General features: G+C 58.4%; 20 protein-coding genes and 1 pseudogene. 3 read left to right on the plus strand and 18 right to left on the minus strand.

Translation table 11 applies throughout. The features are described from left to right. Nucleotides 1-3 precede the first annotated feature (3 nt). The 8 genes from fliH to OKC40_RS10850 form a co-directional block, all read right to left on the minus strand. Nucleotides 4-828, minus strand: a complete 825-nt coding sequence (gene fliH, locus OKC40_RS10815; protein WP_270795185.1) for a flagellar assembly protein FliH — start codon at nucleotides 826-828, stop codon at nucleotides 4-6. Nucleotides 829-896: 68 nt separating this feature from the next. Continuing rightward, nucleotides 897-1,958 carry a flagellar motor switch protein FliG gene (fliG, locus tag OKC40_RS10820; RefSeq protein ID WP_005334749.1) on the minus strand — a complete coding sequence of 354 codons (1,062 nt, stop codon included), beginning with the start codon at nucleotides 1,956-1,958 and terminating at the stop codon, nucleotides 897-899. Next, complete coding sequence (fliF, locus tag OKC40_RS10825; protein WP_005334750.1) at nucleotides 1,951-3,660, minus strand: flagellar basal-body MS-ring/collar protein FliF; 1,710 nt, start codon at nucleotides 3,658-3,660, stop codon at nucleotides 1,951-1,953. The genes fliG and fliF overlap by 8 nt, the downstream gene beginning before the upstream one ends. Nucleotides 3,661-3,722: 62 nt before the next feature. Continuing rightward, a complete protein-coding gene (gene fliE, locus OKC40_RS10830; RefSeq protein WP_270795186.1) occupies nucleotides 3,723-4,040 on the minus strand; it encodes a flagellar hook-basal body complex protein FliE in 318 nt (105 codons plus the stop codon). 125 nt (nucleotides 4,041-4,165) lie between these two features. Next, nucleotides 4,166-4,555: a hypothetical protein gene (locus OKC40_RS10835; protein WP_270795187.1), complete on the minus strand. Its 390-nt coding sequence runs from the start codon at nucleotides 4,553-4,555 to the stop codon at nucleotides 4,166-4,168. A gap of 148 nt (nucleotides 4,556-4,703) precedes the next feature. Then, nucleotides 4,704-5,480: a beta cell expansion factor BefA gene (gene befA / locus OKC40_RS10840; RefSeq protein ID WP_270795188.1), complete on the minus strand. Its 777-nt coding sequence runs from the start codon at nucleotides 5,478-5,480 to the stop codon at nucleotides 4,704-4,706. A gap of 213 nt (nucleotides 5,481-5,693) precedes the next feature. Then, a complete protein-coding gene (pyk, locus tag OKC40_RS10845) occupies nucleotides 5,694-7,133 on the minus strand; it encodes a pyruvate kinase (RefSeq protein WP_270795189.1) in 1,440 nt (479 codons plus the stop codon). A gap of 163 nt (nucleotides 7,134-7,296) precedes the next feature. Continuing rightward, nucleotides 7,297-8,151 carry a MurR/RpiR family transcriptional regulator gene (locus OKC40_RS10850; protein WP_005334759.1) on the minus strand — a complete coding sequence of 285 codons (855 nt, stop codon included), beginning with the start codon at nucleotides 8,149-8,151 and terminating at the stop codon, nucleotides 7,297-7,299. Nucleotides 8,152-8,498: 347 nt separating this feature from the next. Here OKC40_RS10850 and glk point away from each other — a divergent pair. After that, nucleotides 8,499-9,470, plus strand: a pseudogene (glk, locus tag OKC40_RS10855) (glucokinase); the annotation flags it as partial. 206 nt (nucleotides 9,471-9,676) lie between these two features. Here the strand turns inward: glk and OKC40_RS10860 are convergent. Next, complete coding sequence (locus OKC40_RS10860) at nucleotides 9,677-10,177, minus strand: SRPBCC family protein (RefSeq protein WP_270795190.1); 501 nt, start codon at nucleotides 10,175-10,177, stop codon at nucleotides 9,677-9,679. Nucleotides 10,178-10,338: 161 nt separating this feature from the next. On the opposite strand from OKC40_RS10860, the gene OKC40_RS10865 reads away from it, so the two are divergent. After that, nucleotides 10,339-10,758 (plus strand): GNAT family N-acetyltransferase, encoded by a 420-nt coding sequence (locus OKC40_RS10865; protein ID WP_042060563.1) that lies wholly within the window; start codon nucleotides 10,339-10,341, stop codon nucleotides 10,756-10,758. A 4-nt stretch (nucleotides 10,759-10,762) separates the two neighbouring features. Here the strand turns inward: OKC40_RS10865 and OKC40_RS10870 are convergent, their stop codons facing one another. The 6 genes from OKC40_RS10870 to OKC40_RS10895 form a co-directional block, all read right to left on the minus strand. Then, nucleotides 10,763-11,266, minus strand: coding sequence for a hypothetical protein (locus OKC40_RS10870; RefSeq protein WP_270795193.1), 504 nt, complete (start codon nucleotides 11,264-11,266; stop codon nucleotides 10,763-10,765). A gap of 10 nt (nucleotides 11,267-11,276) precedes the next feature. Further along, nucleotides 11,277-12,068, minus strand: a complete 792-nt coding sequence (locus OKC40_RS10875) for a winged helix-turn-helix domain-containing protein (protein ID WP_270795195.1) — start codon at nucleotides 12,066-12,068, stop codon at nucleotides 11,277-11,279. A 392-nt stretch (nucleotides 12,069-12,460) separates the two neighbouring features. Beyond that, on the minus strand, nucleotides 12,461-13,987 hold the full coding sequence (locus OKC40_RS10880; protein WP_270795196.1) for a methyl-accepting chemotaxis protein: 1,527 nt from the start codon (nucleotides 13,985-13,987) through the stop codon (nucleotides 12,461-12,463). Between the two features lie 65 nt (nucleotides 13,988-14,052). Continuing rightward, the gene (locus tag OKC40_RS10885; protein ID WP_270795198.1) at nucleotides 14,053-14,784 is read right to left on the minus strand and encodes a substrate-binding periplasmic protein; all 732 of its coding nucleotides are present in this window, start codon (nucleotides 14,782-14,784) and stop codon (nucleotides 14,053-14,055) included. Nucleotides 14,785-15,330: 546 nt separating this feature from the next. Then, nucleotides 15,331-16,569: a uracil-xanthine permease family protein gene (locus OKC40_RS10890; protein WP_270795200.1), complete on the minus strand. Its 1,239-nt coding sequence runs from the start codon at nucleotides 16,567-16,569 to the stop codon at nucleotides 15,331-15,333. 418 nt (nucleotides 16,570-16,987) lie between these two features. Further along, nucleotides 16,988-18,703, minus strand: a complete 1,716-nt coding sequence (locus OKC40_RS10895; protein WP_042060575.1) for an NAD-dependent malic enzyme — start codon at nucleotides 18,701-18,703, stop codon at nucleotides 16,988-16,990. Nucleotides 18,704-18,978: 275 nt separating this feature from the next. On the opposite strand from OKC40_RS10895, the gene OKC40_RS10900 reads away from it, so the two are divergent. After that, entirely contained in the window at nucleotides 18,979-19,743 is a 765-nt protein-coding gene (locus tag OKC40_RS10900; RefSeq protein WP_234603617.1) for a substrate-binding periplasmic protein, read from the plus strand. 87 nt (nucleotides 19,744-19,830) lie between these two features. On the opposite strand, the gene OKC40_RS10905 is transcribed toward OKC40_RS10900, so the two are convergent. The 3 genes from OKC40_RS10905 to fdh3B form a co-directional block, all read right to left on the minus strand. Beyond that, nucleotides 19,831-20,241 (minus strand): DNA breaking-rejoining protein, encoded by a 411-nt coding sequence (locus OKC40_RS10905; RefSeq protein WP_270795203.1) that lies wholly within the window; start codon nucleotides 20,239-20,241, stop codon nucleotides 19,831-19,833. A 159-nt stretch (nucleotides 20,242-20,400) separates the two neighbouring features. Beyond that, the gene (locus tag OKC40_RS10910; protein WP_270795204.1) at nucleotides 20,401-21,369 is read right to left on the minus strand and encodes a formate dehydrogenase subunit gamma; all 969 of its coding nucleotides are present in this window, start codon (nucleotides 21,367-21,369) and stop codon (nucleotides 20,401-20,403) included. Next, entirely contained in the window at nucleotides 21,366-22,025 is a 660-nt protein-coding gene (gene fdh3B, locus OKC40_RS10915) for a formate dehydrogenase FDH3 subunit beta (RefSeq protein WP_182963486.1), read from the minus strand. Before fdh3B ends, OKC40_RS10910 begins: the two co-directional genes overlap by 4 nt. Nucleotide 22,026 lies beyond the last annotated feature (1 nt).

The following is a 22,026-nucleotide window of genomic DNA, read 5'->3' on the forward strand; positions in this document are numbered from 1 at the left end:
CGGTTATGGGCGTGAGTCCTGCGAAGCCGGTTTCTGCGACGCATTGTCCCGCAAGAAGTTGCGCAGCAACTGATCGATGCGACCGGAGAGGGTCAGATCGATGCTGGAGAGCTCGGTAGCCAGTTGCAGATCGCCGGGGGAAAGGGTGGGATCGCTTTGCAATCGCCAGTGGCGCTTGGCGCACTCTTCGGCGCCAAATGCCTGTTCGATTCGCGCTATATCGTCGGGATGCAACATCAGAGTCACCCCCTGTTCGGCGGCAGGCAGCAAGGCCAGCCCCTCTTTAAGCGCCTCCAGCAGAATGCGGGGGGAGGTCTCCGCTTCGTGACGAATAAGCGCGCGGGCCAGTTGCATCACCAGCGAGACCAACTGCTGCTCCACCGCCTGATCCAACTCGTTAAGCGGATTGGCAAGGCGGGCGGCGAGCCCCTGCCAGTGGGCGATCTCCTGCTCCACCAGCTCGCGGCCCATGGCCAGCCCCTCCTCGCGCCCCTGTTCGAGACCGGCAGAGTGGCCCTGTTGCAAGCCTTCCAGCTTGCCCTCTTCCATCCCTTTGGCATAACCGGACTCGCGCCCCTCGGCCATCCCCTCTTCCCAGGCGGCCTGACGGATCGCGTCAAGCTCTTCGGCGGTGATGCTCGGGGCCGGCTCCTGTTCGGGCTCCGGCTCCACCACCTCCTCTTCCTGCTGATACCAGTCAGGGGCCAGACCAAGAGCATTGGTAGGCGCTCCCGCCTCTACCTCGACCTCCATCTCGGGCCAGCCCCAGGTCTCAACCCGGGCATCATCGCCCTCGGGGCGCACATACCCACGCAGTTTGTTGTTCATGCTTTGCGCGGCTCCTCACCACTGCCTGATGCGGGTTTGGCATCGCAATTCGGTTTATGGGCCATGGCTTAGAGGAACTCCTCGCCGCCACCGGCACCCAGCATGATTTCGCCAGCATCCGCCAGACGACGGGCGATGGAGAGGATCTCTTTCTGGGCCGCTTCCACTTCGGAGACCCGGATCGGCCCCATGGCCTCCAGATCGTCCGCCAGCATTTCGGCCGCCCGTTTGGACATGTTCTTGAAGATCTTCTCGCGCATCTGATCGTCGGAGCCCTTGAGGGCGCGTTGCAGCAGATCCCCCGGCACTTCCCGCAGCATGGTCTGGATGCCGCGATCGTCCACATCAATGAGGTTTTCGAACACGAACATCAAATCCTGGATCTGCTGGCTCATCTCTTCGTCCGACTCGCGGATGGAGTCCATCAACTGGCCTTCGATATTGGTATCCAGATAGTTCATGATGTTGGCGGCAGCCTTCAGGCCGCCCATCTTGGCTGCCTGAGCACCAGCGGCACCGGCGAACTGTTTCTCCATGATGTCGTTCAACTCTTGCAGTGCCGCCGGTTGTACCTCTTCGAGGTTGGCAATACGCATCACCAGATCCAGACGCACCTGCTCCGGGAACTGGCTCAGGATCTCGGCGGATTGCTCCGGCTCCAGATAGGAGAGCACGATAGTCTGGATCTGCGGGTGTTCGTTCTGGATGATGCTGGCCACCTGACGGGCATCCATCCACTTGAGCGAATCGAGGCCGCGGGCGCCGGAACCGAGAATGATCTGGTCCACCAGGTTGCTCGCCTTGTCCTCGCCAAGGGCCGCCACCAGTGCCTTGCGCACGAAGTCTTCGCTGCCGATACCGATGTTGGTGTACTTCTGGATATCGTCGATGAATTGACGGTGCACCGCCGCCACCCGATCGTGACTGAAGTCGGACATGGAGGCCATCGACATACCGAGCCGCTGCACCTGCTTGGGCTCGAGATGACGGAAGATCTGGGCGGCATCCTCTTCATTGAGGCTCAGCATCAACACCGCAGCCATCTCCATCCCCGACATCTGGTCGAGGATCTGGCGCTGACTGTCAGTGATGTCATTGCCGGTGACTTGACTCTTCTTTTCTTCAGGCATCTTTGTTCGTTACCCATTCTTTAATGACCTGAGCGGCCAGATCCGGCTCGTTCGCTACCAGCGCACGCACCGCCTTGAGCAAGTCTTCGTCACGGTGCAGATCCGGCAGTTTCAGCTGGCCATCGCGTACACCAAATACCTGATCGTTCTCGACTTGTGCTGACAGCAGGCTCAACTCGTCGTCGCCACCCAGTACGGTGTGGTTGTCGAAATCCACTTCCCCTTCCGGTTTGGCATCCGGGTAGAGCAGTCGCTTGAGCATGGGGCGAACCACGGTGACGATCAAGACGATGATCACCAGTACCGAGGCGGCAATCCGCACCGCACGCCAGAACCAGGGCTGATCGTAGAGCGGCACCTCGGCCACGGTATCCAGCTCTGGACGATTGAACGGAATCGCGACCACCTCAAGGGTATCACCGCGGGTCACATCAAAGCCAAGGCCACCGCTCAGCAAACGGCGCAATGTATCGAGTTCTGCCTGGGTGCGCGCCTCACGAGTCACGGCCCCGTCGGCACCGGGTACCGCTTTGTAATCCACGGCAACCGAGACGGTCATGCGGCGAATGCCACCCATCTGGCGACGGGTATGGCTGACGGTGGTATCCAGCTCGAAGTTGCGAGTCGCCTCTTTGCGGGAACGGCCAGAAGCGGCAGCGCTGGCACCATCACCACCGGTCGCCTCCTCGGGAATATTGGAGGCGGCAGGGGGCTGGTTGGAGAGTGCACCAGGCACACCACCGTTGCTGCCGCTGGCGCTGTTCTCTTCCATGGTCATCTCGGAGCGCACAGCAGGCAGGTCCGGGTTGTAAGTCTTGCGGGTCTGCTCCTGCTGGGAGAAGTCGAGGGAGAGATCCACTTCCGCCGTATAGTTGTCGGCCCCCAGCACCGGGATCAGGATGGCGTCAATTTTTTGTTTGTACTCCAGCTCCTGCTTCTGCTGCATGGCAAACTCTTTGCGAGTCTGGGCCGAGATCGGGTCTTGCGAGCCGGAGTTGAGCAGGCGGCCATTCTGGTCGGTGACGGTCACCCGGGTCGGCTCAAGGCCGTGTACCGCAGAGGCCACCATATCGACGATGGAGTCCACCTCCCCCTGCCCCAGCGCCGCCCCTTTCAGGTTGAGCACCACGGTGGCACTGGGTTTGCGTTCGTTGCGGGCAAACACGTTGTCTTTCGGGATAGCCAGCAGCACCTGGGCCTTGGCCACATTCTGGAACTGTTCGATGGCGCTCGCCAGCTGGCGCTCGCGGCTCAGCTTCAGACGTTCACTCTCCATCCGCTGGCTGACGCCGAAACTGGAATCTTTCAGCAGGATATCTTCACCACCGATGTTGCTATCGGTGGCATTGGCAAGACCGGCACGGGTCAGGGCCAGTTGGATAGTGGGGTAGCTTTCGGCGTTGACCAGCACGCTCTTGCCATCTACCTCGTAGGGGATCTTCTGCTGATCGAGGAAGTCGAGAGTCTTCACCAGCTCCTGGGTGGTGTAGGTGCCGAGGGGACGCATGTCCGGCTCCTTGCCCCACAGCAGGATAAACACCGCAATGGCCAGACAGATGGCAAGCCCCAGGATCAGGGTGATTTGCCGCAGCACATCGGTGTTGGACAGGAAGCCCAGCGCCGAACTCTTCTGCTCATTTTCATCGAGGGCGGCGGTGCCCTCATCGTTTATCAGCAGATCGCCGTTTTGGTCAGTAGCCACGATTTATGTCCTTATTGCTGACATGTTCATGATGTTCAGTCGTCATGGTTTATTGGCGTCGCTTATACCGGCATGTTCATGATGGTTTTGTAGGCATCGACCATCTTGTTGCGTACATGTACCGTGGCTTCAAAGGCGATGGACGATTTTTGGCCCGCGATCATCACCTCGGCCAGATCCACCGACTTGTCGCCCATATCGAAACGGGTACGCAGGTCATTGGCGGCCCCTTGCAGCTCGTTGACGTTGCCAAGCGCCTGTTGCAGCAGCAGACCAAAGTCGGAGGTTACCTGACGACCGGGTTGTGCCAGCGGCGTTGCGCCTGCTTCGATCTTGAGCGCCTGCATCTCTTGCATCAGGCTGCTTGCACTAATTTCCATTTTCCATCCCCAGACAAATCATTGACGCTGACTGGCTTAAAGCAATAAAAGTGCCAATCAGGAAAAATACTCTCAAGCCAGGGGAATAGGGTATTCGCAGAGCTCTGATGAGGAACCCGCATCACTCACGGGCGCGGTACGCCATCCTCACCAAATAACAGCCTCAGATAGCTAAGATGCAGATCGTAATGTTCTCCGGCGGGTAGTTTGACCAGCACTTCATCGTGAAGGTAACCCGCACGGCTCACTGCCCGTTCGGGCGAGATCAATCCCTCCTTCACCAGCCTGGCGACAATCGCCTGCGCCAGGGCCATCGTCGCCTCATCGGCCTGCCCCCAGCCAACATGCCCCCGGTATTCCGATCCTGCCGGGCCGGGTTCGAGGGGAAAGACCTGTTCCCCCTTGACCCAGAAGGCCATGGGGATGCCATCCTGCAGACGCAGATAGATACTCTGCTTGTCCCACTCTCGACTCGGGCTCATCGCCATCCCACCCGGTTCCGTTGCTTGTACCATGCCACTCTCCTTGTTCAGTTGATAAATCTTGCTGGCGCCCACGTAAAAGAGGGCCAGTGGCCCTCTTTTACTGCAAGTTGCTGCGTTTAAACAGATAGCAACTCACTGTGAACAAAGAAAAATTTGCGATCGCTCAAAGCACGATCAATTACTGGGTCAGATCCTTGTCGATCCAGTATTTGGAGCCGGAGATATTGGCATCAAACAACAGGCCCTTCTCGCCAATCTGGTAGATGGCCATGCCGCCATTGTATTTGGCGGTCAGCTCGGCGCTCTCCTTGCCGGCCACCACACCCACTTCGGAGGTAGCTTCCCACCCCTGGGTCACGAAGGCATCGAATCTGGCCTTGTCTTCAAACAGGATCACCTGCTGATAGAACTTGCCACCAATCCCTGCAGCCAGACCTGCGCCAAACATCTTCATATAGGTGTGCTTGCCGGTTTTGCGATTGACTGCCACCCCGGCCCCCTGATTGGTATGCAGCATCAGGGAGAACTTGCGCGAATCGAACACTGCATAGCCATAAGCCTTGTCAAACAACAACTTGGCTGATGGCTGCTCGTTGAACAACCGGATCAGCGCAATGTCGGCCATGGTATTGAGCGCGATCCTCGCCTCTTTCGCCGTCTTGGGGTTGAGCATCTCGTTGAGCTCCTTGTCGGCTGCCTTCAGCCACTCCTTGCCGGTCGCGATGCTCTTGTCGGTCCAGACCCCGGCGGTATTGAACGCCTCTTCACCCCATGCAGAGATGGAAGCCCAGCTCTTTTTGGAAAAATCGCTGACATCCTGCCACACCTCCTTGCTGGTCTCGCTCACTGCCGCTCCGAGATCGGACGCTGCGGCCTTGAGCTTGGCCCAGTCGGCATAACAGGGTGAGAAGGCCAGACTCAGTGACAAGGCCAGCAACCAGTTACGCTTGTTCATTTTTTCACTCCCGTATTGTCGAGTGTCTGGGTTACCTGGTGCGATCACCTACAACAGGCTACCCGCTGAAAATCACTCCCGCATTATCGGAAGGGGAATCTGGTTAAGCAATCATTGAGTCCTGTTTATCCCGCAACAGCCCGACAGCAGTTAACAAAAAGGCTGCTCATCAAAGAGGAGCAGCCTTGTTAAGCACAGTAAAACCGGACGGGCTTATTCGACCATCATCACCTTGCAGGTGTTGGTACTACCCACGGTTTCCATCTTGTCACCGTGAGTCAGCAGCACCATGTCACCGCTTTGCAGCAGCCCCTTCTCCTTGAGCACGGCCAGCGCGTCGCGGCACACTTCGTAGACCGGTTTGGCCTCGTCACCGTCAAACATCACCGGAGTGACGCCACGGTAGAGATTGGTCCAGGCCAGGGTCTTGTTGTGGGGAGACATGGCGAAGATCGGTAGACCGGAACTGATACGGGACATCAGCAGCGGGGTGGTACCGGATTCGGTCAGTGCCACGATCGCCTTGACCCCTTCCAGGTGGTTGGCCGCATACATGGTGGACATGGCCACAGCCTCTTCTACCGAGGTGAAGGTGTAGCTCATGCGGTGGTTGGAGACGTTCAGGCTCGGGTGCTTCTCGGCACCGACACAGACGCTCGCCATGGAGGTCACGGTCTCGATGGGGAACTGACCGGCAGCAGTCTCGGCAGAGAGCATCACCGCATCGGTACCATCCAGCACGGCGTTGGCCACGTCCATGACCTCTGCACGAGTCGGCAGCGGCGCATTGATCATCGACTCCATCATCTGGGTCGCGGTGATCACCACACGGTTGAGACGACGGGAGTGGCGGATCAGCTTCTTCTGTACGCCAACCAGCTCGGGGTCACCGATCTCGACCCCCAGATCGCCACGGGCGACCATCACAGCATCGGAACCGAGGATGATGTCTTCCATCGCCTCATCGGTGGCGACGGTTTCGGCGCGCTCAACCTTGGCCACGATCTTGGCATTGGAACCGGCTTCGCGGGCCAGCTCGCGGGCGTAGCGCAGATCATCGCCACAGCGCGGGAAGGAGACAGCCAGATAGTCCACATTCATGCGGGCAGCAGTCTTGATGTCTTCCTTGTCTTTCTCGGTCAGGGCCGGAGCGGAGAGGCCGCCCCCTTTCTTGTTGATGCCCTTGTTGTTGGAGAGCGGCCCGGCCACGGTCACCGTGGTGTGAATTCGGGTGCCTTCAACCTGCTCGACCTTCAGTTGCACACGGCCATCGTCCAGCAGCAGGATGTCGCCCTGTACCACATCGTCTGGCAGGCTCTTGTAGTCGATACCGACCTGCTCCTGACAACCTTCACCCTTGCCGAGTGCAGCGTCGAGAATAAACTTGTCACCGATGGCCAGATAAATTTTGCCATCCTTGAAAGTGGAAACACGGATTTTCGGGCCTTGCAGATCCCCCATGATGGCGACGTGACGACCGAGCTTGGCAGCGATGTCACGCACCTGATTGGCGCGCAGGATATGGTCTTCAGCAGTGCCGTGAGAGAAGTTCATCCGCACCATGTCGGCCCCGGCGCGGATGATCCCTTCGAGGATCCCTTCGCGGTCGGTAGCCGGACCGAGTGTGGTTACAATCTTTGTACGTCTAGGCATGAAAGACTCCAATATGAAGTTGATATGACTTGAGATTCTGCCCCATCAAGCCCATGGCTCGATGCACCCGTTTACAAACCATCTGGGTGGTTTTTGTTATTAAATTACAATACTACACCAAGGCGGGTGGCATAGACAGTCGGGGGCCGGAGCCCCCGACTGTTCAGGAAGAGTGCGGGGTTTCGAAGCGGGATTCGCGCAATCCCTCTTTTACTTTCTTCAGATTTTCGCGAAATTTCATCCCCCGGCGCAGGGTAAAACCGGTCGCCAACACATCCACCAGCGCCAGCTGGGCGATACGGGATGCCATCGGCATATAGACATCGGTATCTTCCGGCACATCCATGGAGAGCACCAGATTGCACTCGCGGGCCAGCGGGGAATCCTTGGCGGTCATGCCGATCACGGTAGCGTCGTTCTCGCGGGCCAGCGCGGCGATCTCGACCAACGCCTTGGTGCGGCCGGTGTGGGAGATGAGCACCACCACATCCCCTTCGCTGCTGTTGATGCAGCTCATGCGCATCATGACGATATCGTCAAAGCTCACTACCGGAATGTTGAAGCGAAAGAATTTGTTCTGGGCATCGCGGGCAACGGCGGAGGAGGCACCAAGGCCGAAGAAGCTGATCTTCTTGGACTGGGTCAGGATATCGACGCAGCGGTTGATAGCGGAGATATCCAGGCTGTTTTTGGCGGCATCCAGACAAGCCATGGTGGATTCGAAAATCTTGGCGGTATAGGTATCCGGCCCATCTTCCGCTTCCACATGACGATTTACGTAAGGGGTGCCATTGGCCAGGCTCTGGGCCAGATGAAGTTTGAAATCGGGAAAGCCTTTGGTATCGAGACGGCGGCAAAAGCGGTTGACGGTCGGTTCACTGACGTCGGCCATCTTGGCCAGGGCGGCGATGCTGGAGTGGATAGCGGTCTGGGGAGACGCCAGGATCACCTCGGCAACCTTGCGTTCTGATTTACTGAAACTTTCCAAGTTGTTCGTAATTTTATCAAGGGTATTCATCATCACCACCAGGCGTTTTTGTAATTTAGCTTCAGTGTCTTTGCACTCAATCTACGGCTAAGCAGGTTTCCAATCAAGCTAAGGACTATACAAGACAAGCGGTTATGGCCACTAACGCCTGCCATACAAAGTATGACTCATCTCTAATTATTTCGTACTTTTCGTTACAAAACGTCACCTTGCCGTGAAAGCGCTTACAAATGTTGCAAAGCAACAACACTGTGAGCAGGCGCACGTTTGTATCGATCCGGCGGGTGAGCGGGGCCCGGCTCGGATAGAATGGGCCGTCATAATCCAACAATAATCTCGGGACACCACGGTCGTCCCCATCCTGTAACGAAGGAGTTGTTATGCAGCATACCCATGCGCTGGTCGGCGATGTCGGCGGCACCAATGCGCGTCTGGCCCTGTGTGAGCTGGCCACCGGTACTATCTCTCAGGCAAAGACCTACTCAGGTCTGGCCCATCCCAGCCTTGAAGCCGTGGTACGTCTCTATCTGGACGAACACAAGGTAGCGGTGGGTGAAGCCTGCATCGCCATCGCCTGCCCCATCAACGGTGACTGGGTCGCCATGACCAACCACAGCTGGGAGTTCTCCATCAGCGAGATGCAGAGCAATCTCGGGCTGGCTCGCCTGCAGGTGATCAACGACTTCACCGCCGTCTCGATGGCGGTGCCGGTACTGGCTGAATCGGATCGAATTCAGCTGGGTGGCGCGGCGCCGGTGGCTGGCAAACCCATCGCCATCTATGGCGCGGGCACCGGCCTTGGGGTCGCGCATCTGGTCAAGGCGGGCGAGCAGTGGCTGAGTCTGCCGGGTGAAGGGGGTCATGTGGATTTTGCCGCCAACAGCGAAGAGGAAGATGCGGTGCTGCAGGTGATGCGTGGCGAACTGGGTCATGTCTCGGCCGAGCGTTTCCTCTCCGGCCCGGGTCTGGTCAATCTCTATCGCGGGCTGGTGAAATCCGATGGCCGTGAGCCCGAACCGTTTGCCCCCAAAGACATTACCGAGCGCGCACTGGCCGGGGAGTGCCTCGATTGCCGTCGCACCCTGAGCCTGTTCTGCGTGCTGATGGGCCGCTTTGCCGGCAATCTGGCCCTCAATATGGGCACCTTTGGCGGCGTCTATATCGCAGGTGGCATAGTGCCGCGCTTCCAGGAGTTCTTTACCGGTTCCGGTTTCCGAGTCGCCTTTGAAGACAAGGGGCGCTTCAAGTCCTACCTCAAGGCGATCCCGGTGTTCCTGATCACCCATGAAGGGCCGGGGCTGCTCGGTGCGGGCGCTTACTTGCGCCAGTCGATGGGGATCACTATCTGATTGAAGAGGGGAACGAGGCGGGATGATCCATGGTTCAGCCTCGATTCAGTGTGAATGGCATAAAGTAGCCGCACGTAACCAAGAGTGTTGTGCTTCACAAGGAGTGGAAAGCGACTCTCATCCGCTGGATACGTTTGTCACCTGACAAGCCTGAACTGTTTCAACCGGCCTTTTGGCCGGTTTTTTTTTACGTCTGATATCCGGGATTACTGGGCCAGTGCCTTCAGCTGCGTCTTGTCGGGGGGGTTATTCCAGTCGATGGGGCCATGGGTAAAACGGTACTGCAACCGTGGCAGGCTGGTCTCCAGCCACTCTTCCCGAAAATAGGCATAACCCTGATCCCAATCCGGATCATTGGCCCAACCGCTCTGGAGGAAGTAGAGGCGAGTGCCCTGCCCTTCCGGCACAAAACGCAGGCAAACCTGAGTCTTTTGCTGGCGGATATGGGGCAGGCTGGGCGGGAAATTCCAGCTGAAACTGAGCAGGTCATAGGGCATGACGGCCATGACCCGGCACCCTTCGCTGCCACGCTCACCCAAGGGAGCATCAGGCCTGAAGTAGATCTCGAAAGGGCCATTCGGTTCGGCCACCATCAAACATTCGGGAGCCAGAAAGCTGCGCAGACCGCTCTCGGTGGTCCAGGCGTGCCAGACATCGTCTATGTGCGCCGGAACAAAAATGTTGCCTTCAATCTGTTTATTGTCCATAAATCAGCGATCCTCAAGCCATCCATACATGGGACTCCGGCAGTATAGCCCCATGGCAAATACAATGGACAGAGCTTAATCACACCCTTGTCATTTGCATCAGATTAAGCTGCCGCCAGGCGGTTGCCTCAGCGAACAGTGACTTGACCCGGGAGGTCATCATGATCCGGCTCATGGAAGAACAAGACATTCCCCAACTGGCCCGGCTGTTTTTAAAGAGCCGCCGCCACACCTTTCACTGGGTCGATCCCGCCCGCTTCCAGCTCGAGGATTTCGAGGAACAGACCAAAGGTGAACAGGTGTGGGTAGCCGAACAGGGGGGCAATATCTGCGGGTTTATCGCCATCTGGCAGCCCGATCACTTCGTCCATCACCTCTATGTGTCAAGCGACTGGCACGGTCAGGGGATCGGGCGCGCCCTGCTTGAGCGGGGCCTCGCTGATTCGCCACGCGGCTCGCTCAAGGTGGCGACCCGCAATACGGCGGCATTAGCCTTCTACCATCGACTGGGCTGGCAAAACAGTGACGAGACCGGCCACTGCGAGGTCACCGGCCCCTGGTGCAAACTGCTCAGAAACTAGCAAGTCACCCCGCGCCTGCGCTTTGCGGTTGAACAGGCACCAGCGGTGCCGGGGGGAAGAACCAGCGGTAGAGATCGAACCAGCCATCTCGCTGGGCAATCACGACCTCATGCACCGGATCGCGCTGGAAGATCGCCACCTTGTTTTCAGTCAGCGGCACCCAGGCATAGTTGACCAGCGCATATTGCGACTGGATCAGGTTGTACTCATTGAGATAGGAGTCATCGTTACCCGATTCGTGCAGTTGGGTACGACTGTCGATGAGGTAAACAAGCTGGTTGAAGAAGGTCAGTTGAAAACCGGTCACTCGCCACTTCTCCCTGGTCGCCTCCTCCTCTTCGATCACGGTGATTTTGCCCCAGCGGCACACCCCGTGATAGTTGACTCCATTGGCCGACATTTTCAGGTCGTAATGGCAGCCCAGACTGTTGATAAACATCCCGACCACAAACAGCAGCACGACAAGCAGTGGCAACAGCAGCAAGGTATTTTTCAGCGTTCGTTTCATCAGAGATCCCTTACAGCGTTTTTTCGAGCTCTTTATAGGAAAGCACGCGAACTTGGTGGCCGGAGACCAGCACCAGCGATGCCGGTTTGACTGGTGGCACATCGCTCCGTGCCTCCATCTGGCAAACAACGCCGGTCGGCGAGTCGGTGCAGTGCACATGGAGCCACTCGAAATGGAGATAGCTGGCGACAAACGCCACCAGCACAGCCAGTAGCAGATTGACGTATATCAGGCCCCTTGCCAGCATTGGCCGCCCGATACCGCTGAGAAAGGCAAGTTTGGCGCGCTCACCAAAAGAACGGGGAGCAGCAGGCTCTTTGATGACCTCGTGGTCGGAGCTTGGTGATGTCGACGGTGGCTGCGCAGCCGCTGCAGGCGTGGGCTCGCTCATCGGCTCGGGCAAGGGCTCACTCTCTGTTGGCAGTGCCTTGCCGTAATAGCTCTTCATCTTGCAGTTAAGATGCAGGGAGTACCCTTTTTTCGGGGTACTTCTGATATCCAGCGTCTGGGGGGATGAGGTGAAGTGGCGACGAATATTGGCGATGGCCACGTTCAGTGAGTTGGGGCTGATGGGGCGACCCAACCAGCCGATTTCGAGCAACAGATCCTTGTCGCACACCTCGTCATGGTGATCGAGCAGATAGCTGAAAATGAGGCTCTCTGCCGATGACAAACGCACCACCCGAGCGCTTTGCAAGTTGCCCTTGTCGGCACAGAAGATCAGCTCTCGCCTTTTGACATCAAAGACATAATCACCGAAGTGATAGGCTGATATGTTATTGCCTGGCGCAACCCCCGTCATACCAACCACCTGTTATTTGCGTTCATCATGAAGAAGATGGGATTCCACACCTGATAAAGCCAGATGGCGGCTCAGGACTCGCTGTAATTAAACGAAATTCTAAAGGGTCGAGATCAGCGGCACAATAGATGCAGGCAGGCATGAGCGGGGAAAATGAAAATATGCGTCCAGCGTTGTCGGACTGCGTATCGGGTAGAGCATGATGCTGCGATGCCCACGCGTCGCAGCCATGCCAATCTCAACGGAACAGCGGCGTGAGCATGGCTAAAAGCTCCACGACCGGACAGGGGGCCCTGTCCCTCACAACATCTCGCCGCTCCGCACAATAAAGAGAACCGGCCCCGCAGGATGCAACGACATCATCGGCGGGGCAAAGGGGCAAAGTTGACTGACTAGACCCGAAACTGCTTGAGCAAGGTGTCGAGCTGGGCCGACAACTGGCGCAGATCGCTGCTGGCTTCGGCAACCTGTGCCACTCTGGCCGCACTCTCGCTGTTGAGCGTCGCAATGCGGTTGACGCTGTGACTGACAGCCTCCGCCACCGAGTGCTGCTCTTCCGATGCCTGGGCGATATACATGTTCATCTCGCGGATCAGGCTGACCTGATTTTTTATCTTCTCCACCGAAGCCTGCACATCTGCCGCCTCGGCACCGGCCCGGGAGGCCTTCTCTTGGCTCTGCTGCATCCCGGCCCCGACATTCTGGGTCGCTTGCTGCAGCCGCTTGATGCTGGCACTGATCTCTTCCGTTGACTGGCGGGTACGGCCTGACAAGGTGCGCACCTCATCTGCCACCACCGCAAATCCGCGCCCCTGATCGCCCGCGCGGGCCGCCTCGATGGCGGCATTGAGGGCAAGCAAATTGGTCTGTTCGGCAATGCCGTTGATCACTTCTATGATGGTGCCGATGCTGCTGCTCTCGGTCGATAGGGTACGCATCAGCGTAGCGACCCTCTCCACCTCGCCCACCAGCTGATGAATCGCCTCATTGGCATGGCCCGCCAGATGGTAACCCTGCTCCACATAGTGATTGGCCTCATCGGTGGCGCCGGAGGTTTTCACCGCGTTGCCAGCCACCTCCTGCACCGCCTGACTCATTTCGGTAATGGCGGTGGCGACCTGATCCAGCTCGGACTGCTGGGCGTCACTGCCAATACGGGTATCTGCCGAGAGCGTGTCGCAGCGTTCGGCATTTTGCAGCACTCCGGCGGACAGCTCATTAATCTCCGCCACCATATCCTGCAGCTTGGCAATAAAGTGGTTGATGTTGGTGGCCAGCGTCCCCATCTCATCCTGACGGTTGATCTTGAGTCGCCGGGTCAGATCCCCCTCCCCTCTGGCCAAGTCAAATACCGCCTGATTCATCTGATGAAGTGGCCTGAGCACATTGCGGTGAATCAGCACCATCAGCAACGCGATGATGCAGAGATCGAGCACCAGGATCTGCCAGACGGTGGTAAGCAACTGCTGGCGCAAGTGGGCCTGAATGGCGGCATCACTGGTTTGCACCAGCAATCGGGCCACGGTGTTTTTCTGGCCGCTGTCGTCATAGACCAGATCATATCCCCCATAGGCAGAGATATCGGCAGGCATGGCCGTCACGGGGGCAATGGCGCCCGCCGTGTCACGGGCAAACCCGGCCACCAGCTTCTCCTTGTTGACCACCAGTAAAGCGCTGAGGATGTCGGCCGCCAGCTCGGACTTGAGCGATGCCTCGATGAAGGTCGATTCATAATTCCACAGCGGGCCGGGCAGGGAGAGCTGCAGCCGGCCGATGGCCTGTTCGACCAGCGCACTCTGTTTGCTGTAGCTCTCCGCTCTGGCGGCGTTGTAGTTGTAGGCACCAAACAATACCAGCAGCAGACTCACCGACAGGGAGGTCAACACGGCAATCCTGAACGTCAGACTTTTCCAATCCATGGCTTCCTCCCGGTTTTTACGACAGCCGGCGCAGTGCCCTTGCGTGGCACCTGCTATTGGTACTGTTACTGGTACTTGGCATTGATCTTGTCGATGGTGCCATCCGCCTTCATGGCGGCCAGGATCTCGTTGAGCCTGGTGATGAGCTCATCGGGCGTATCCTTGTTAAACGCCAAACTCATCTGGGTTTCCTTGAACACGAAGACCTGCTTGGGACTGGCGACTTTCTCCTTGTTGGCCAGATAGGGGGCCAGATACTGGCCGGTAGCCCAGAGATCGATGCGGCCTGCCTCCAGTTTCTTCACGTTGGCGGTGTCGTTGGCCGCCAGCTGCAACTTGGTGAATCCCTGCGCCTTGAGATACTCGGCCGCCGCATCGCCGTTATAACCCCCCACCGAATACTGCTTGGCATCGTCCAGCGAAGAGACGGTGATATTGGCGGTCGAACTGGAGAAGAAGACCCAGTTGTTATTGACCAGTGGCCCGACCCACTTGAACAGCGCTTCCCGCTCCGGGGTACGGGTCGTGGAGTAGAGGGCGGTATTGGGGGTACCCAGGGTATCTTCGTACGCCCGTTTCCATGGCATCAGGGTCAGCTTGTATTCGACCCCGGCACGCTTGAACAACTCTTCGACCACCTCGGTCGACAGCCCGACAATCTTGCCCCCCTCACCCTGCATGTTGAAAGGCGGGTAATCCTCGGTCATCATGTTAAGTGGCGCCGCCTGAACCGCGCTCATCGCCATCATGGAAGAGACTGAAAAAATTGCACTTTTCCACAGCAGTTGATAGTTCATTGCAACCTCGCTTTGCTTGCCATTCATCCCTGAACATCCGCCATTACCGATGGCGGTGCACGTCTGACCCCCAGGGGTCATGCCGGCTTTCACGGCTCGCCGCCCACCCATGTGCAGCAGCAAACAGATCCGGATTTGGCCAGCGCACGATAAAACACCACTGGCGGGAGAGGCTCACAACACATCGAGGGGGAAAACATGCCAGAGCAGCATGAGAAAAGCGTGTGGACAGGGGCGGATAAAACCGGTGCCGTGCAACAGCGCCGTGGCAGAGAAGGGGCGCATCGTTCCATGACAGGGGTTTGGGAGAGAAATGATTGAAAACGCCAACATCCATTTTCCCATATAGCTCAAGGAGACCTCAGAGCCAAACCTGTCCTTTAGCTAAGGTCACGAAAAGAGATACGTCAAATGAGAGTGCTAACCTCCTCATCTGCTTCCAGATTACCTTCCTGATGGGCTCAGCCGAGCCGAAAACAGGCCCGAAAAACAGAAGGCCACCGCGAGGTGGCCTTCTCCAAATCAACAATGAACGTCTGGCGACACTCAATCCTTGGCGGCGTCCATCACACCCTCTTCGGAGTGTGCCGGCAGGATCAGGTTGAGCAGGATGGCGGCAACGGAGGCCAGACCAACACCGGCCAGCGCGAAGTCACCAATCTTCATCTCCAGCGCCCCGACACCCACGGTCAGGGTCACGGCGACGATGGCGATATTGCGTGACAGCCCCAGATCCACCTTAGATTCCACCAGCGTCTTGAGACCGATGGCGGCGATGGATCCGAACAGCAGCAGCATGATACCGCCCATCACCGGCATCGGGATGGAGGTGAGCAGCGCATTGAACTTGCCGAAGAAGGCCAGAATGATGGCAAATACGGCGGCCCAAGTCATGGTGACCGGATTGAAGTTGCGGGTGATCATCACGGCCCCGGTCACTTCGGCGTAGGTGGTCACGGGTGGGCCACCGATGAAACCGGCGAAGCAGACACCAATGCCGTCACCGGCCAGCGTACGATGCAGGCCCGGGTTCTTGGTGTAATCCTGCCCGGTTACCCCACCGATGGCCAGCACGCCACCGATATGCTCGATACAGGGGGCAATCGCTACCGGCAGCATGAACAGGGCGGCGGCCCAGTTTATCTCCGGCGTTTCGAAGTGAGGCAGCGCCAACCAGGGGGTGTTGATCAGGCCGTCGAAGTTCACCTGGCCCATCAGCACGGCAGAGACATAACCGGCAATCACACCGCACAGGATGGGGATCAGCTTGATCCAGCCCTTGCAGAACACCGCTGCAATCAGGGTGACCGCCAGCGAGATACCGGCCAGCGTCAGCGCAGTTCCCGCAGGCACCACCTGCTCACCACCGGCACGGCCCATCGCCATGTTGCAGGCAACCTGCGCCACGGAGAGGCCGATCACCATGATCACCGGGCCAATCACCACGGGCGGCAACAATTTGTGCACAAAGCCCATGCCCCGCACGCGAATCAGCGCGGCCAGGATGAAGTACATAAAACCGGCGGCAAACAGGCCAAACATGGTGGACGGCAATCCCCAGGTCTGGGTGGCGTAGATGATGGGGGCGATGAAGGCAAAGCTGGAACCGAGGAAAATCGGGACCTGACGGCGGGTGCAGAGCTGGAACAACAGGGTGCCTACACCAGCGCCAAGCAGGGCCATGGAGGGATTCAATCCGGTGAGCAGGGGCACCAGAACCATGGCACCGAAGGCGACAAACAGGATTTGCAGCCCGGCGATACTTTGCTTGACTAAGGAAAACATGGATGTCCTTAATTTTTTGATAACTGATGGGGATATTTATCACTTTTCAGTTATCACAAGACTTTTTCAAGGCACAAAATGAACACAAACGCGTCACTTGTTACCTTTTACTGCTTGGGGATGGCATGAAACTGGCTTTTTAGGCGGGATTCGTTGCTACAAGCATCGAGTATGCGATTTTACGCATTATTGTGGCGAACGCCAATCGTTTTTCTGCCCGGTTTATTGAGATTGAATTCAACAGGGTGATGTTTTGTACGCCAAGTGGAGAAAACCACGGGAACTTGACCCCGATGCTGACAAACTCACTATCTGGCTACCCGCTCTGGCAACCAAAACCGGAACACAGCGGTAAAAAAGAGGGATGGCCATGCCATCCCCCTTAACTATCAATATGTTAGTAAAACCCGTACGTGACCTATACCCGACGATAGGGCAGGTAAACCGGCTCCCACATGTGGTGGAGGATATGCTGCTGCAGATCCTGCCCGATCAGCGAATGGGAGGGATCCCGGCGCACGATATCTTTCAGCACCGCGGTCGCCACATGCACCGAAATGCTGCGCAGTTCGCGAATACGCGGATAGACAGAGCCCTGTGCCAGATCCTCCTCGCTCACGCACTCGGCCAGCGCAAAGGCGGCGGTGGTGAAGATATCCGGGGTGATCTCGCGGATCTGGCTAACAATCGCCGCCAGCCCCACACCGGGGAAGATAAAGACGTTGTTGCCCTGACCGATACGGTAATCCTTGCCCTCAAAAGCGACATCCTTGAACGGGCTGCCGGTGGCGACGATAGCCTTGCCGTTGCTCCAGCGATAGATATCCTCCGGCAGCGCTTCACAGTTGGCGGTCGGGTTGGAGAGCGGGAACACCATGGGGCGCTCGCAGTGCTTTTGCAGCAACTGGATATGCTCTTCCTTGAAGGCACCACCCGAGCCGCTGGTCCCCAGCAGCACAGTGATGGGCACGTGGCGCAGCACATCGGCCAGATTGGCCTTGCCCGCCACCTCGGTATCCCAGCCCGCCAGCAGCAGACCTGGCTTGGCATAGCGGCGTTTGTATTCGTCGAGCCCCTCACGGTTGTCGCACACCAACCCCTGAGTATCCAGAATGTAGATGCGATCCCGCGCAGCTTGCGGATCCATCCCCTCGCGGATCATCCCCGCGCAGATCTGATCTGCCACACCGACCCCACCTGCACCGGCGCCATAGACCAGATAGTTCTGCTGGCCCAGGGTCTCACCCTTGACCTTGACCGCGCCGATGATACCGGCCAGCACCACGGCGCCGGTGCCCTGAATGTCATCGTTGAATGACGGCAGCGCCTGCTGGTAGCGAGCCAGATTGTTGAAGGCGTTGGATTTGCTGAAGTCTTCCCACTGCAGCACGGCATTGGGGAAGTGACGCTTGACCCCCTGCACGAACTTGTCGATGAAATCTTCATATTCCTTGCCACGAATGCGCTTGTGCGGGCGGCCAAGATACATGGGGTCATCGAGCAGTTTCTGGTTGTCGGTGCCCACATCCAGCGCGATGGGCATGCAGCAGGCGGGGTGAATGCCGGCACCCAGGGTATAGAGCGCCAGCTTGCCGATGGGGATCCCCATGCCGCCGACCCCCTGGTCGCCGATCCCCAGAATGCCCTGGCTGTCGGTGACAACGATAATGCGGATCGATTTGGCATCGAAGTGGCGGGCCTGGATCCCCATGTCATCCACGTTGTCGGGAGTGATATAGAGACCACGCGGCTTCTGGAAGCGGTGGCTGAACTCCTGACACGCCTTGCCGACGGTCGGGGTATAGATGTAGGGAGTCATCTCCTCCACATGGCGCGACAACAGAGCGTAGAAGAGGGTTTCGTTGCGATCCTGCAGCGCCCGCAGGTTCTGGTACTTCTCGATGTCGCTGCAAGCACTCTTGAACCCTTCATAAACCCGTTCGAGCTGGGCTTCAAAGGTTTGCACCTGAGGGGGCAACAGGCCGTCGAGATCGAAATCGGCCCGCTCCTGTTCGGTGAAGGCTGTGCCCTTGTTGAGGTATCGATTGTTGAGCAGATCGGTGCCGGTCAGTGCAACGGGGCGAAAAGCCTGTCCCTGAGCATCTTTCCACAGCAGATATTGTCCGGTAGCCATAGTCATTCTCTTTGATTTACGTGAAATTGCCGTTCGGCAGGAGAGTAAGACTCATAATGAAATCAATCATATGACGTTTAATCGATCGGTTTTGTGAGCGTGGGCATACCCTGCGGCCAAAATAGGTGCCCGGCGCCCTCGGCGAGACAAATATCCACGGCAAGGAATGAGACTCATGTTAGCATTGCGGACAACCCAACCCCCTTAACCGCATTCCAGCCGGGAGTGACCCTGATGCCCTCGACTCAGCCAGCCTGCGCCCCCTTCTTGTTGCCATGCGCCTGATCCCGCTGCTTGCTCTGTGGTTGTGTCTGACCTGCCAGTCGGCTCTCGCCGCACCGGGGCGGGTGCTCAACATCATCGTCGGCGAGTGGCCCCCCTTTGTCGCGGAGCAGTCGAAACAGCACGGGCCGGTGGCCCACCTCATCCGCGATCTGTTCAAGGAGGCGGGCTATGAGGTGAAGTTCCACTTCGCCCCCTGGGGTCGGGTCTATTCGCTGGCGGCCAACAGCCAGCTCTACGACGCCACCGCGGTCTGGATGTACAAGCCGGATCGGGAACAGGATTTTCTGTTCAGCGAGGCGGTGTTGCAGGAGCAGTTTGTCTTCTTCTCCCTCAAAGCACGGAAATTGCAGGCCGAGCGCCTTGAGCAGATCATCGGCATGCGGTTGGGGGGCGATATCGCCTACAGCTACGGGCCCGAGCTGGACAAGATGGTGGCCGATGGCAAGGTGACCCAACAGAAAGTCACCGACGTGAAACAGAACTTCGGCAAGCTGCTGCGCGGGCGGATCGACCTCTATCCGCAAGAACTGCGGGTCGGTCTGGCCGAACTGCAGAGCCAGCTCGATCCCGCCAGCGCCGCGCTCATCACCCACAGCCAGACCCCTTTTCTGCGCAACGACAGCTTCGTGATGTTCCCGCGCAAGATGCCGGATTCGGCCAAACTGCGGGATCTGTTCAATCAGCAGTTGCAGCAGGCCATCGCCAGCGGGCGTTATCAGAGCTACTTCGAGCGGCTGGCCCGGGGCGAATATTGACCTTGGCGAGGCAAAAACTGAGGGGATAAAACAACGGTGGCGGCTCTTTGTGGCCGCCACCGTCGTGATGCTTGTCAGCTGCTGGCATTAACCGCTGATGCCCACCTCCAGCTTGAACGGCGTCTTGGCCTTGCTGCTCTCGGCCGCCCCCATCTGGTAGACCCGAATGATATAAGTGCCCTTGGCTGGCAGGGTCGCCTCAAAGTTGTTCCCTTCGGTGGAGCCGATAAAGATCGCCTCCCCCGTGCTGCCTGGCGGCAGAATATTGAAGTAGGGCTTGCCGGTCAGGATCACCACCATGCTCTGGCCCTTGTTGGCCGTCAGCTTGTAATCGAGGGTCTGGCTGCCCTGAATGGTGCCGTTGATGGTTGCCCCGGACTCCCCCTTCTTGAACTGCACCTGCTGGGTCTTGATCCCGTCAGCCGCCTGCGCCACGCCCGCAATACCACCGAAGAGCGCAGATGCACATACCGCTGCCAGCCATGCTTTTCTCATCATTTGTCATCCCTTGTGTGAATGGAACCCCTGTTACTGTTGCTCAAGGTGGCCCAAAAAACCATCGCCGTTTGCGGCATCGCTCAATCAATTTGCCATCACGATCGACCCGCCATCAAAAGGGGCGCCGCAGCGCCCCTTCCCTTTACTCTTTGTCGACCATCATGATTTACCCGCCTTGGGCTCATCGAGGGTGTGCTTCACCTCTTCATACCAGAGGTCGTGGTGCTCCTTGGCCCAGGTCTCGTCCACCTCGCCGGTCACCATCCCCTCCAGCGCCCCTTCCAGCTGGAACAGGCCCATATAGATATGGAAGATGAAGCCGCAGATGAGGATGAGGGCCCCGACGATGTGGATAAAGCTGGCCCACTCCATCTGGCGGCGCAGCTGGCCGAAGATGGGGAAATCGAGGAACAGCCCGGTCGCCACGACGATGCCGCCAAACCAGATCAGCAACCAGAAAATGGCCTTCTCGCCTCCGTTGGAGAAGCCCGCCGAGGGATGACTGCCCTTGTGGGGGCCCAGCATGCCACCCGCCTTCATGAACCAGCGCACATCCACCATGTTGACGATGTTGTGGCGGAACCACTTGATAAGTACCCCCATCAGGCAGAGGAAGAAGAGCGGCCCCACGTAGTTGTGGAACACCTTGGCAAACCAGATCCAGTTCTCCCACACCCCGAGGCTCACTACCGGCTTGATGAAGTACTTGCCATAGATGATGGCCAGCCCCGACCCGGAAAGGGTCAGGAACATGGCTGCCGTGGTCCAGTGCAGCGCCCGATCCAGCCTGCTCCAGCGCTTGAGCTTGCGCCCGGTGCGGGGTTTGGATAGCTTGGTCTGCCCCACCACCAGGTACATCAGGCCGCACATGGCAAGCGATCCGAAGATGGCGATGGCACCGAGCGGCGACACCCACTTGGTCTTCACCTCGAACCAAAGCTGGCCCGGCACCGAGATAAGTACCCCGTGCTCCGGTGAGCGGGAGGTGGTATACCCCTCCTGCCCATCCTTAACCGCCCGCCAGTAATCGGCGCCGGCAAAGCCGACTGCCTCTTTCTGCACATCAGCGAAGCCGGGCGCGCTGAACAGCAGCAAGGCCGTCAGCAGCGCTGTCAGCCAGTGTCTCATTGGCCATCCTCCTGCTTGCCAAGCTTGAGCCCCTTGCCTCTGCCATCGTGAGGTTTGCTGGCGTCGCGATAGAGCGCCTGTTCATCAGCCCCCCAACCAGCATGAGGGGCACCGCGATAGGCAACCCGCTCGCGGAAGATGTCGGAGATGACCTGCGCATCACCCGCCAGCAGTGCCTTGGTGGAGCAGAGCTCGGCACACATGGGCAGCTTGCCCTCGGCGATGCGGTTGGCACCGTACTTCTGGCGCTCCGCCTCGCTGTGATCCTCTTCCGGGCCACCGGCGCAGAAGGTACACTTGTCCATCTTGCCCCGATCGCCAAAGGCGGCGGTTTTCGGGAACTGGGGCGCCCCGAACGGGCAGGCAAACAGGCAGTAGCCGCAACCGATGCAGAGATCCTTGTTGTGCAGCACTATGCCGTCGTCGGTGTGATAGAAGCAGTCGGCCGGGCAGACCGCCATGCAGGGGGCATCGGTGCAGTGCATGCAGGCGACCGAGATGGAGGTCTCCCCCGGCAGGCCGTCGTTGAGGGTCACCACCCGGCGGCGCTGGATGCCCCACTCGAGGGCATCGTCGTTCTCGTTCTTGCACGCCGTCACACAGCCGTTGCACTCGATGCAGCGCTTGGTGTCACACATGAATTTCATTCTGGCCATG

Source organism: Aeromonas sp. QDB11 (assembly GCF_027705265.1).
GTDB classification, from domain to species: domain Bacteria; phylum Pseudomonadota; class Gammaproteobacteria; order Enterobacterales; family Aeromonadaceae; genus Aeromonas; species Aeromonas allosaccharophila.